This is a genomic window from Phytopseudomonas daroniae (genome assembly GCF_004327275.1).
In the GTDB taxonomy this organism is placed as follows: Bacteria; Pseudomonadota; Gammaproteobacteria; order Pseudomonadales; family Pseudomonadaceae; genus Aquipseudomonas; species Aquipseudomonas daroniae.
In genome coordinates, this window is record NZ_QJUJ01000011.1 from 203,038 (window position 1) to 215,116 (window position 12,079).

Genomic DNA, 12,079 nt, shown 5'->3' on the forward strand with positions numbered 1-12,079 from the left:
GGTTACGGGGTGTGGCGGACACTGATGTCCGCCCTGTTCAGCGCACGTCACGGCGATGATCACGGCAAGCTTGCAGCTCATGGCTTGCAGCTTGCCGCTGCTTTATTGGCAGGCTTCGCAATCCGGCTCGTCGATGGCGCAAGCCTTCGGTACCGGAGCCGGACCAGGCGAGGCCTGGCTGGCCGGCGCGGCGGCAGGGGCCGCGCTGAGGCCTTGGTCACCGCCGCTGGATACTGCGTTCAGCTTGCCGGTGTTGATGGTCGACTTCTCGGTGCTGGTCGCGGCCAGGGCACGGAGGTAGTAGGTGGTTTTCAGGCCACGGTACCAGGCCATGCGGTAGGTCACGTCGAGTTTCTTGCCCGAGGCGCCAGCGATGTACAGGTTGAGCGATTGCGCCTGGTCGATCCACTTCTGGCGACGGCTGGCAGCATCGACGATCCACTTGGTGTCGACTTCGAAGGCGGTGGCGTACAGGTCTTTCAGTTCCTGCGGGATACGCTCGATCTGCTGCACGGAGCCGTCGTAGTACTTGAGGTCGTTGATCATGACCGAGTCCCACAGGCCGCGCGCCTTGAGGTCGCGAACCAGGTAGGGGTTGATCACGGTGAATTCGCCCGACAGGTTCGATTTCACGTAGAGGTTCTGGTAGGTCGGCTCGATGGACTGCGACACGCCGGTGATGTTGGCGATGGTCGCGGTCGGCGCGATGGCCATGATGTTCGAGTTACGAATGCCTTTCTGTACGCGAGCCCGTACCGGAGCCCAGTCCAGGGTTTCGTTCAGGTCGACGTCGATGTACTTCTGGCCACGGGCCTCGATGAGGATCTGCTGGGAGTCCAGCGGCAGGATGCCCTTGCTCCACAGCGAACCCTGGAAGGTTTCGTAGGCGCCACGCTCGTCGGCCAGGTCACAGGAAGCCTGGATGGCGTAGTAGCTGACCGCTTCCATGGATTTGTCGGCGAAGTCGACAGCGGCGTCGGAGCCGTACGGGATGTGCTGCAGGTACAGCGCGTCCTGGAAGCCCATGATGCCCAGGCCGACCGGGCGGTGCTTGAAGTTGGAGTTGCGCGCCTGCGGCACCGAGTAGTAGTTGATGTCGATGACGTTATCGAGCATGCGCACGGCCGTCTTCACGGTGCGGGCCAGCTTGGCGGTGTCCAGTTTGCCGTCGACGATGTGGTTCGGCAGGTTGACCGAGCCCAGGTTGCAGACGGCGATCTCGTCCTTGTTGGTGTTCAGGGTGATCTCGGTGCACAGGTTGGAGCTGTGTACCACGCCCACGTGCTGCTGCGGGCTGCGCAGGTTGCACGGATCCTTGAAGGTCAGCCATGGGTGGCCGGTCTCGAACAGCATCGAGAGCATCTTGCGCCACAGGTCTTTGGCCTGGATGGTCTTGAACAGCTTGATCTTGCCCGGGTACTCGGTCAGGGCTTCGTAGTACTCGTAGCGCTCTTCGAAGGCCTTGCCGGTCAGGTCGTGCAGATCCGGTACTTCGCTTGGCGAGAACAGGGTCCACTGGCCGTCGTCGAAGACGCGCTTCATGAACAGATCCGGGATCCAGTTGGCGGTGTTCATGTCGTGGGTACGGCGACGGTCGTCACCGGTGTTCTTGCGCAGCTCGATGAACTCTTCGATGTCCATGTGCCAGGTTTCCAGGTAGGCACACACGGCGCCTTTGCGCTTGCCGCCCTGGTTGACCGCCACGGCGGTGTCGTTGACCACCTTGAGGAACGGTACGACGCCTTGGGATTTGCCGTTGGTGCCCTTGATGTAGGCGCCCAGCGAACGAACCGGTGTCCAGTCGTTGCCCAGGCCGCCAGCGAATTTGCTCAGCAGGGCGTTGTCGCGGATGGCGTCGTAGATGCCGCCCAGGTCGTCAGGCACGGTGGTCAGGTAGCAGCTGGACAGTTGCGGACGCAGGGTGCCGGCGTTGAACAGAGTCGGGGTCGACGACATGTAGTCGAACGACGACAGCAGGTTGTAGAACTCGATGGCGCGGTCTTCGCGGTTCTTCGGCTCTTCGATGGCCAGGCCCATGGCCACGCGCATGAAGAACACCTGCGGCAGTTCGAAACGGATGCCGTCCTTGTGGATGAAGTAACGGTCGTACAGGGTCTGCAGGCCCAGATAGGTGAACTGCTGGTCACGCTCGTGGTTGATCGCCTTGCCCAGTTTTTCCAGGTCGTAGGTTTTCAGTTTCGGGTCGAGCAGTTCGAACTCGACACCGGCCTCGACATAGGCGGGCAGGGCCTTGGCGTACAGCTCGGCCATCTCGTGGTGAGTGGCGCTGGCGGCGACGTTGAGGAAGCTCAGGCCTTCGGCGCGGATGTTGTCCATCAGCAGGCGGGCGGTGACGTAGCTGTAGTTCGGCTCACGTTCGACCAGGGTACGGGAGGTCATCACCAGAGCGGTGTTGACGTCTTTCTGGGCAACGCCGTCGTACAGGTTTTTCAGGGTTTCTTTCTGGATCAGCGCGCCGTCGACTTCCTGCAGGCCTTCACAGGCTTCGGTGACGATGGTGTTGAGGCGGCCCATGTCCAGCGGCACCAGGCTGCCGTCAGCCAGGGTGACGCGAATGCTCGGGTGCGGCTGGGCGATGCCATCGGCTGCGCCAGCGGTTTTGCGCTCCTGGCTGCGGGCTTCGCGGTAGATCACGTAGTCGCGGGCGACTTTCTGCTCGCCGGAACGCATCAGGGCCAGTTCGACCTGATCCTGGATCTCTTCGATATGGATGGTGCCGCCCGAAGGCATGCGGCGCTTGAAGGTGGCGGTGACCTGCTCGGTCAGGCGCGCGACGGTGTCATGGATACGCGACGAGGCAGCGGCATTACCGCCTTCCACTGCGAGGAACGCCTTGGTGATGGCGACGGTGATCTTGTCACCGGTGTACGGCACGACGGTGCCGTTACGCTTGATCACACGCAACTGGCCAGGGGCGGTGGCAGCCAGATCCTGGGTGGCGTCTGCACCCTGAGGCGCCTGGGCCTGAGGGTTCTCGCGAGTGGTGTCGGTATGCATGGAGGTCTCCGTGATCAATGAAATTTTCCGGGATGAGCGTTCTGCCGCTGATCGTTACGTGGTACCTGGCTTTCATTCCATTCGACAAAGCCTGAGGCCTGCACAAGGCTGGCAGCAGAGTGTTGCAAAAAGGCGCTGATGGACTGGCTGGCGCCGTGCGCCGCTGCAGTCGGTACTGTTTCGATGCCGGAACGCTTCATCCCTGGCTTTACTGGTGCTTCCTGCTGCGCGCGGCCACTAGATATAGTGTTGCCGGCGCATGCGCGGCGTGCTGTGTTCTGTATTGGCCGAGCGACCCGGGTCGTTCGATACCAGTGTGACTCTGGTTGCCGGAGCGTGGTACTCGGTGACTGCTCAATGCACCGAAACGACTCTGGGCATGGACTTTTTCAGGGCATTTGTGCTTGTACCCGTTTTCTCGGAAAACCCAACATATAGGTGTTTGGCGAGCTGTGGATACAAGATAGTGCGGTGAAGGAGCTAAGGCAAGCCCTACGGCCTGTGGATAAATCTGTGGGTTAATGCGGGGTAAGTGGCGCAAACGCCCATGAATACTGGCGATGCCCGGATTACGGTCGCTATTGCCGCAGGCAGATTTTTTTCTGGGTCTGGCGGGGGAAATCCACTTCGTCACATAAACACAATATGTAGGGTTTATTCGCGCATTTTGGCCTGCAATATGCAGACGCGTGGCGACTGGCTATTGGCAGTCGCCACGGTGCGAATAGTCCATGGAATTCATCAGGTTTACGGCAGGATCAGTGCCTTGTGCTTCAAGGCACGCTTCTGCATTTCCGGCAGGTCGTCGCGATCTTCATAAGGCGCGGTGTACCAGCCGCCGTAGGTCGGGTTTGGCAGCAGGAACCAGCGTTGGCCGAACCAATCCTGGTAGGGCACCGTTGCCTTGCGCTGCTCGCTCAGGCGATTGGGTGCGGCGATGAAGTCGCCGTAGCTGTCACCCACCAGCAGGAGAACCCGTGCGCGTTCACCGACCCACTGGCGACGGCAGGTCTTGTCCGAGCCGGCTTGCTGGCAGCCGCCGATGGCGGTTCCTGCCGTGAGAATCTGCCCCACGTCATCGATGGGAAAGCCAGCCTGGCGCAGGTTGCGCAGGGTGTCGGCTTCCTGTCCGGGCTCGCGGTTGGTCAGGTAATAGGGCGTGACGCCGAGTTTCGTCGCTGCCTGCATGAAGGCCACCGAGCCGGGCAGGGCGCGAGCCTCGGCCTTTTCCACCCAGCGATACCATTCGGTGTAATCGTAAGAGCCACCATCGACCACCGATTTGGCATTCACGGGTGTGTTGTCGAGCAGCGTTTCATCGATGTCGACGATCAGCGCTGGCGGCAGGCCCGTCAGGTTGCGCGGCGGTTGCGCCAGGGCATCCCATTGCGGGTCGGCCAGCGCCGGTTGCAACTGGCGGGTCGCGGCGGCATAGACCTGGCGATAGAGCAGCTCGTGCTCGATGGAGGTTTGCGTCCACAGCACAGCGTCGAGCTGATCATGTTCCTTGGGTGCTTGCTGGCAACCAGTCAGCAGGCTTCCCAGCAAGCAGATGGTCACTAACGATGCTGTGCTACGCATTTGGGATGCTCCTTGGGCTTTTGCGACGATAGTTCATATGAAACGGCAGCAAAGTGGCGCAAGCGGACGGTCGTAGGATGGGTGAAACCCATCGGAAATTGATGGGTTTCACCCATCCTACGGGCTGGTGGATGAAAAGAGCGTCATCCACCCTACGTCTGCTCCCGCCTTTTTTCTGCCCATCACAGATACGACTTCCCCGTCGCCTGTTAAAAACTCACGGTTGCGGACAGGCGGGCGGTGCGCGGGTCACCCGGGAACAGGTAGCCATCGCCCTGGTAGGCGCCGGTGTCGCGCCAGTAGCGTTTGTCGAACAGGTTGTCGACGGTCAGGCGCAGCACTGTTTCGTAGCCTTCGATGCGGGTGGTGTAACGGCTGCCGAGGTTGAATACCGTGTAATCGGCGACCTTCACCGTGCCGTTCGGGTTGGCGTACTTGCTGCCGCTGTACTGCAGGCCGCCAAGTAGCGACAGGCCCTGAACACCGGGCACCTGGTAATCGGCCGACAGGCTGGCGCGCACGCGCGGTACGTTGACCGCCTGGTGGCCTTCATAGGCTTCGGTGCCGCTGTCCAGTGCCCGTGCGCGAATGGCCGCGGCGCTGGCCGACAGTTGCAGATTGCGGCTGGCCTGCCCGCTGGCGGAGAGCTCCAGGCCGATATTGCGCTGCTTGCCCTGCTGAACGTAGGTAAGGCTGCCATCATCGTTCGGGCGGCTGTATTGCAGCGCCTGGTCGATACGGAACAGCGCGGCACCCAGGCTCAGGCCCTGCCAGTCGCGCTTGAAGCCGGCTTCCAGTTGGCGGGAAGTAGTCGGGGCGAGGATTTCGCCATCGTTACTGGTGAACCACGGTGCCTCGCCGCCCAGGGACAGGCCCTTGCTGTAGCTCACATATAAGGTCGTGTCGGCCTGCGGTTTGTAGAGCAGGGCGGCATTGGGCAGGAATTCGCTACGACGGGTGCGGCGGTCGCTGATACCGCTGCTGGTGAAGGCTTCCTCGTCCAGGCGTACTTGTCGCCCGCCCAGGAGCACCTGCCAGTGCTCGTCGAAGCTGATACGGTCGCTGAAGAACAGACCGTACTGGCGGCTGTCCAGGCGGCGGTTCTTGGGATTGAGCGGTACGTCGGTCGGGGCGAAGTCGACAACGTCCTGATGGATATTGCCCGCGCCTATCCATTCATTGACGGAGCTGCGCCTGTCCACGGTTCGGCGCAAGGCACTGGTGCCCATGGTCAGCTCATGGCCGATCCTGCCGGTGGCAAAGGCGCCGGACAGAGTCGCCTGCAGTTCGTCATGACGGCGGGTATCATCCGGGCTGCGGTAGTCGGAGATGTCGTAATCGCCCTCCGGGCTGAAGTGCGAATACCAGTCGTCGCATCCGGAATCAGGGCTGCAGCCGAAGGGAAAGGTACTGTAGTCGTCGATCACCACCTGGCTGCGGGACGCATCGACTGCGGCTTTCCAGTTGTCGTCGAAGCGATATTCGAAGCGCCCACCGAGGTTCAGCGAGTCGATGCTCACCGGTTTCGACCAGCTCTGATGGCCGAGGCGGGTGTCCGGATCGACGCCGCTTGGCACCCGGGTGCCGCCGAGCAATTGATAGCCGGCGACCGAGCGCTGCTCGCGAGCCTGGTATTCGGCGTCCAGCTGCAGTGTGGCGTTGGGCGAGAGGTTCCAGTCCAGCGCCAGGGAGATGAAGTCGCGCTTGCCGTCGGCGTGTTCGACGAAGGAGCGGATGTCCTCGTGGGCCAGGTTGAGGCGCAGGCCCAGCTCCTGCTCGCTGCCAAACCAGTGGCCGAGGTCGGCGGCGATATAGCGCTCGCCATCCTGATTGCTGGCCACGCTCAGCGAGCGCACGTTTTCGCTGCGCTTGGTCACGTAGTTGATCAACCCGCCGGGCTCGGTCACGCCACTCTGCAGGCCGGAAAGCCCCTTGAGCAGCTCGACCTGCTGCTTGTTCTCCAGCGCCACGTTCTGTTCGCCCACCACGCTACGGCCATTGACCCGGTAGCTGTTGGCGGCATTCAGCGAGAAGCCGCGTACCACGAAATTCTCGTAGTAACCGATCGGCGCGTAGGCTTCGCCTACCGAAGCGTCGTTCTTCAGCACGTCGCTGAGCAGGCGAGCCTGCTGGTCATCCAGTAACTGTCGGGTGACTACCGAAACCGACGCGGGCGTATCCAGCAGGGGCGCGTCATCGAAACCACCGACCGAAGCACTGCGGGCCTGGTAATTGTCGCTGGCCTGATCTTCGATCGTGGTGGCGTCGAGGGCGACCACCGAGTCGGCGGCCCAGGAAAACGTCGGGCTCAGGGCCAGAGCGAGCAGAGTCGGTGCGAAACGCGGGCGAGGCAGGGCCATGCAAATTCCTTGGATGCGGAGGTCGGCGGTTGGCTATCCGGTACGCGGGCGATTTGTTGTCGGCAGGCGGCTGCCATCGCTTGGCGGGGCGGCATTGTCGCTTATCGGGGGAGCGGTTGCCACGTCCGAGGAGAGGTACGGGCTGGCGGGAGGAATTCGAATCGGCCATCTATTTCACACAGGGCACAAGGCTTTGGCCAATGCCTTCGCATCATATTTTTTATGCGCGCAGGGCATCTGCACGGAATGTCCCATCATTGATGGCTTATTCCCTAATGTTTATGAAATGCATTTTTTTATTATTTAAATAACCATGTGGCCTGTGCCTTCATAAGTATTCCGGTGGCCTCAAGAGCCACGGCGTAGATGGTTCAGGAGCGTTATTACAATGAAGCGTGCGTTCGATAAAGGCTTACAGCGGGTGGTCGCACCCATATTTTCGGGACTGCTGGCCCTGGTCGGTGCCACGGCCGTGCTGGCGGAGCAGCCTCTTAAGGAAATTCGCATCGCCGTGCCGGATCTGAGTGCGGGCGGCAAGCCGAGTGGTGGCGGTATCGTCGATGTGCTGCGCAACCAGGAGACTCTGGAAAAGGAGTTCGCAGCAGACGGCATCACCATCCAGTGGAGCTTTTTCAAGGGGGCCGGGCCGGTAGTCAACGAGGCGCTCGCCAACGGCCAGGTGGATCTGGCTTATCTGGGTGACATGGCGTCGATCATCGGCAAGGCCAATGGGCTGGATACCCGGCTACTGAGTGCTACCGCCCGTGATATTCGCCTGTACCTGGGCGTGGTGCCGGGGTCGGCGGTGAAAACCCTGGCGGATCTGCGCGGCAAACGGGTGGCGATCTTCCGTGGCACCGCCTATCAGTTGTCCTTCGCACAGGCACTGGCCAGTCAGGGCCTGCGCGAGCGTGAGTTGCAGATCATCAATCTGGACGGCAATGCGTCATCGGCCGCTTTGGCAGCCAAGCAGATCGACGCCACCTGGGGCGGTGCCAACCTGATCTCCCTGGAACAGCGAGGTCTGGCCGAGTTGCCTCTGAATACCGACGACTTGGGCGGCGCCGGCAGCGTGCAGACCATGCTGGTGGGCGCGGGGGATTTTGTCGATCGCCATCCGCAGGCAGTCCAGCGCTTGATAAGAGCTCAGCAGCAGGCGGTGCAATGGCTGCGTGACGAGGCCAACAAGCAGGCTTACGTGGCGTTGGTCGCGGATTTGTCCGGCTACCCGCGTACCTTGTTGCAGAGCGATCTCGAGGCCAGCGATGTGCAACACATGTTCGACCCGCATCTGGATGCCGGCTACCTGGCTCGGCTGCAGGCCGGAGTCGATCTGGCGGTCGAGCAACGTCTGATCCGGAAAGGCTTCAAGGTCGCTGACTGGGCGGATCCGCGCTTTCTCGATGCCGCGTTGCAAACATCGCCGGCTGTCGCTGCTCGCCCCTGATCGTTGTGCGAAAAAGGCCGCAGCATGACTGCGGCCTTTGCGTCTTCGGTGTTCAGGCTGCCGCAGCGGCAGCGGCCAGATCCTGATCGCACTGCTTGATCAGGTCGATCATCGCCCGTGCCGCCGGTGACAGCCGGTAGCCAGTGCGCGTGACGATGCCGCAATGAGCCTGCAGGGTCATACTCTGTGGCAAGTTACGCAACTGCAGGCGTACCAGCTCGCCGCGGTTCAGGGCCTCGTGCAGGGCCTCCAGCGGGCCGACGCCAATGGCATCGGTGTTGCGCACGATCTGCTCCAGCAGCGGGAAATGCTCGCACTCGATGTGTTGTTCGAAGCTGGCTTTGCCACTCAGGTTGGCCAGAGCCTTGCGGGTGCCCACGGGGATGCGCACCGACGCCAGCGGGTATGCGAACAGGTCGTTGGTCGACAGGCTTTCCTTGGCGACCAACGGGTGTGTTGCCCGGCAGAAGAAAGTAGCCGGCCGTGGCGTCAGGGCGTAGGCCTGGAAGTTCGGATCGGCGTGGAACGGGCGGATATCGGCGATGAAGAACTCGATCTCGTTGCGGCTCAGGCTGCGCCCCAGGCTTTCCCAGTTGTTGACCAGCAGACGCGGGCGAATGCCCGGGTAGTTCGCCATGAACTGCATCAGGCTGTCCGGCACCAGCTTCGCCGCCGGTACCGGGCCCGAGCCGAAGTGCAGCTCACCGGCATCGAGCTTGCTCATCTGGCTGACTTCGTTGGTCAGGTTACTGGCGCCCTGCACCAGGCTCAGGGCGTGCTGCAGCACTACCTGGCCTTCGGGGGTAAGGCGTAGATCCTTGCTGCCACGATCCACCAACTGGCAGCCGAACTCATGCTCCAGCCCTTGAATGCTGCGACTGAACGCCGGCTGAGTGATGTTCATGGCTTCTGCCGCGCGAACGAAGCTGCGGTGCTCTGTCAGGGCGATGAAGTAGCGAAGTTGGCGCAGATCCATGATGCATTCCCGGCATTTGAAAAATAGGTTTTAGGCATTTGCGGCTGCCCTGGACGGTGGTTTTAAATGCAAGCTCTTATTCCGTCAAACGTATTTTTATTATTTAAATAGAACTTAATGGAATATTTGCCTGCTGAGCGATTGCAAGGATCTGTCCATGAAAAAACCTCACCCGACCTCGCGTCTGGCATCTGCGTGTCGCTGTTGCCCCGGTTGATCCGGTTCGCCTGACACCTTTACACCCTGCCTTTCCCTTACAGAGCTACGCATTCATGTGGCGCGGCTTCGTGCGGCCTGTTTCTTGACCAAGGATTACCATTGATGAGTTCGACACCCCCTTTCATTCAGCGCCGCCTCGCGGGTCGCACGAGCATCGTGCAGCGCCTCGCATCGCCGGATTACGTCCTGAGCCTGCTCCTGGCGCTGGGTGGTCTGGCCGCCAGTGGCCCGCTCTATGCGCAGAGCGCCACGGCGGATGCCAGCGCTGCCCAGGACGACGCGGCGCTGCAGAAGGTAACGGTCACCGCCCGGCGCCGGGAGGAGGACGCCCAGGACGTACCCACGCCGATCACCACCCTCAGCGGCGCCACGCTGGAGTTGCAGAAGGTCTACCGCGTGCAGGAACTGCAACAGGTGCTGCCGAGCGTCAACGTCGCCTACATCCATGCGCGCCAGTCCAGCGTCGCGGTGCGCGGCATCGGCAACAACCCGGCCAGCGACGGCCTGGAGGGCAGCGCTGGCATCTACCTGGACAATATCTACCTCGGGCGGCCCGGCATGGCGGTGTTCGATCTGCTCGATGTCGAACAGCTGGAGTTGCTGCGCGGCCCTCAAGGTACGTTGTTCGGCAAGAACACCACGGCGGGGGTGATCAACATCACCACCCGCAAGCCGACCTTCACGCCCGAGCGCAGCTTCGAGGTATCGGGCGGCGAGCGTGGTTACTTCCAGGGCAAGGGCAGCGTGTCCGGCGGCTTGACCGACACCCTGGCCGGGCGCCTGTCGTTCTATCGCACCCGTGAAGATGGCTACATCGACAACCAGCATGACAGCCGCACGTTTCTGGGCGGCGAGCGCGAGGGCTTGCGTGGGCAGTTGCTGTTCGAGCCGAACGAGGATTTCAGCCTGCGCTGGATCACCGATTACAACCAGGAGAAGTCCACCAACGGCGTCTGGGCGCTGTACGGGGTTTCCGACCGTTTTCGTGAGCGTGCCGCGCTGATCGGCGCCAACCCGCAGTACGACATCAAGAAGCGTGAGGTAAACATCGACTCCGAGCAGGCGGTCAACGTCTGGCAGGGCGGCACCTCACTGGAAGCCAGCTGGCAACTCGATGGTGGCTACACGCTGACCTCCATCAGCGGTTATCGCTATTGGCACTTCATCCCGCTCAACGATACCGATCTCACCGATCAGCCGGCGGTTCGTCACGGCGGCGTGGAAGTGCACGACCGTCAGTTTTCCCAGGAGATTCGCCTGGCCTCACCGGCCGGCGAGCGCTTCGACTACGTGCTTGGCGCCTATATGTTCCGCCAGAACCTGGGTAACAAGACGGTACAGCGCTATGGCCCGCAGGCCGATCTGTTCCTGACGGGGGTCGATCGTGGGGTGTTCAACGATGTCAGCACGCAGACCAATGGCAAGATCGTCACCGACAGTTTCGCGCTGTTCGCGCAAGGCAACTGGCACCTTACCGATCGCCTGGATCTGACGATTGGCGTGCGCGGCACCTATGAAGAGAAGCAGGCGCGGTTGCACCGCTTCGATCCGCAAGGCGGTGCCGATCTGGCGCCTGAGGTGGATGCCATCCGCCAGCGCCAGATGGGCGGGCTGGATACCGGCGAATTCGGTCTGCACAACGCGGCGCCGTCGGGCCTGATCAGCCTCAGCTACCGGGCCAGCGACAACCTGCTCGGCTATGCCTCCCTGGCCCACGGCGAGAAGTCCGGTGGGGTCAACCTGGTCGCGCCCCAGACGGGCCTTGGCAGCGATTCTCTGGTGGTCGGGCCGGAGCGGGCCAACGATGCCGAGCTCGGCTTCAAGAGTACGCTGCTGGGTGGCCGGCTGCAGTTCAACGCCAACCTGTTCTGGACGGGGGTTCATGGCTACCAGGCCACCACGCTGACCACGCCACCGGGCTCACTGACCGCGACCTCGGTGATGGCCAACGCCGGTAGCGTGCGTTCGCGTGGTCTGGAACTGGAAACCAGCTACCGGCCGATTCGCGGGCTGACCCTGAACTTCAATGGCTCGTTCAACGATGTCACCTACCTGAGCTTCAAGAACGCGCCCTGCCCAGGCGAGGTCAGCACGGTCAATGCCGCGGCGATCTGCGACCTCACGGGCGAAAGGGTGGTCGGTGCCTCGCGCTGGATCGGCAACTTCAACGGTGAGTACCTGTGGCAACTGGACAGCGGCCTGCGACCCTACGTGACCGCGGGTTACTCCTACCGCTCCGAGGCGGAAGGCACGCTGGACAACTCCGATCTGTCGAAGATCGACGGCTATGGCTTGCTCAACCTTTCCGCCGGGGTGCGTATCGACCTGGGTGATGGCGAGCTGGATACCTCGCTGTGGATGCGCAACGTCACGGATCAGGACTACTACCTCACCGCTTTCGCATTTACCAACGGTTCCTACACCGCATCCGTCGGCCAGCCGCGTACGGCCGGCCTCACCCTGCGTTACGACTTCTAA

7 protein-coding genes are annotated in these 12,079 nt (G+C 62.0%); 2 read left to right on the forward strand and 5 right to left on the reverse strand.

Going from position 1 to position 12,079, the window contains the following annotated elements; translation table 11 throughout:
• Nucleotides 1-102: 102 nt before the first annotated feature.
• The 4 genes from DNK10_RS22225 to DNK10_RS22240 form a co-directional block, all read right to left on the reverse strand.
• Nucleotides 103-3,018 carry a ribonucleoside-diphosphate reductase subunit alpha gene (locus tag DNK10_RS22225; RefSeq protein ID WP_131193059.1) on the reverse strand — a complete coding sequence of 972 codons (2,916 nt, stop codon included), beginning with the start codon at nucleotides 3,016-3,018 and terminating at the stop codon, nucleotides 103-105.
• A gap of 14 nt (nucleotides 3,019-3,032) precedes the next feature.
• Entirely contained in the window at nucleotides 3,033-3,218 is a 186-nt protein-coding gene (locus DNK10_RS22230; RefSeq protein ID WP_131193060.1) for a hypothetical protein, read from the reverse strand.
• A gap of 547 nt (nucleotides 3,219-3,765) precedes the next feature.
• On the reverse strand, nucleotides 3,766-4,599 hold the full coding sequence (locus tag DNK10_RS22235) for a 5'-nucleotidase, lipoprotein e(P4) family (protein WP_131193061.1): 834 nt from the start codon (nucleotides 4,597-4,599) through the stop codon (nucleotides 3,766-3,768).
• A 209-nt stretch (nucleotides 4,600-4,808) separates the two neighbouring features.
• Nucleotides 4,809-6,959 carry a TonB-dependent siderophore receptor gene (locus DNK10_RS22240; RefSeq protein ID WP_131193062.1) on the reverse strand — a complete coding sequence of 717 codons (2,151 nt, stop codon included), beginning with the start codon at nucleotides 6,957-6,959 and terminating at the stop codon, nucleotides 4,809-4,811.
• Nucleotides 6,960-7,347: 388 nt separating this feature from the next.
• On the opposite strand from DNK10_RS22240, the gene DNK10_RS22245 reads away from it, so the two are divergent.
• Nucleotides 7,348-8,406 carry an ABC transporter substrate-binding protein gene (locus DNK10_RS22245; RefSeq protein WP_131193063.1) on the forward strand — a complete coding sequence of 353 codons (1,059 nt, stop codon included), beginning with the start codon at nucleotides 7,348-7,350 and terminating at the stop codon, nucleotides 8,404-8,406.
• Between the two features lie 52 nt (nucleotides 8,407-8,458).
• Here DNK10_RS22245 and DNK10_RS22250 read toward each other — a convergent pair whose 3' ends face one another.
• Nucleotides 8,459-9,382, reverse strand: coding sequence for a LysR family transcriptional regulator (locus tag DNK10_RS22250; protein ID WP_131193064.1), 924 nt, complete (start codon nucleotides 9,380-9,382; stop codon nucleotides 8,459-8,461).
• A gap of 321 nt (nucleotides 9,383-9,703) precedes the next feature.
• On the opposite strand from DNK10_RS22250, the gene DNK10_RS22255 reads away from it, so the two are divergent.
• A complete protein-coding gene (locus DNK10_RS22255; protein WP_131193065.1) occupies nucleotides 9,704-12,079 on the forward strand; it encodes a TonB-dependent receptor in 2,376 nt (791 codons plus the stop codon).

Excerpts from the sequence above, each read along its gene's own strand:
- DNK10_RS22225 (WP_131193059.1), bottom strand. The coding sequence starts at position 3,018 with ATGCATACCGACACCACTCGCGAGAACCCTCAGGCCCAGGCGCCTCAG.
- DNK10_RS22230 (WP_131193060.1), bottom strand. The coding sequence starts at position 3,218 with ATGAAGCGTTCCGGCATCGAAACAGTACCGACTGCAGCGGCGCACGGC.
- DNK10_RS22235 (WP_131193061.1), bottom strand. The coding sequence starts at position 4,599 with ATGCGTAGCACAGCATCGTTAGTGACCATCTGCTTGCTGGGAAGCCTG.
- DNK10_RS22240 (WP_131193062.1), bottom strand. The coding sequence starts at position 6,959 with ATGGCCCTGCCTCGCCCGCGTTTCGCACCGACTCTGCTCGCTCTGGCC.
- DNK10_RS22245 (WP_131193063.1), top strand. The coding sequence starts at position 7,348 with ATGAAGCGTGCGTTCGATAAAGGCTTACAGCGGGTGGTCGCACCCATA.
- DNK10_RS22250 (WP_131193064.1), bottom strand. The coding sequence starts at position 9,382 with ATGGATCTGCGCCAACTTCGCTACTTCATCGCCCTGACAGAGCACCGC.
- DNK10_RS22255 (WP_131193065.1), top strand. The coding sequence starts at position 9,704 with ATGAGTTCGACACCCCCTTTCATTCAGCGCCGCCTCGCGGGTCGCACG.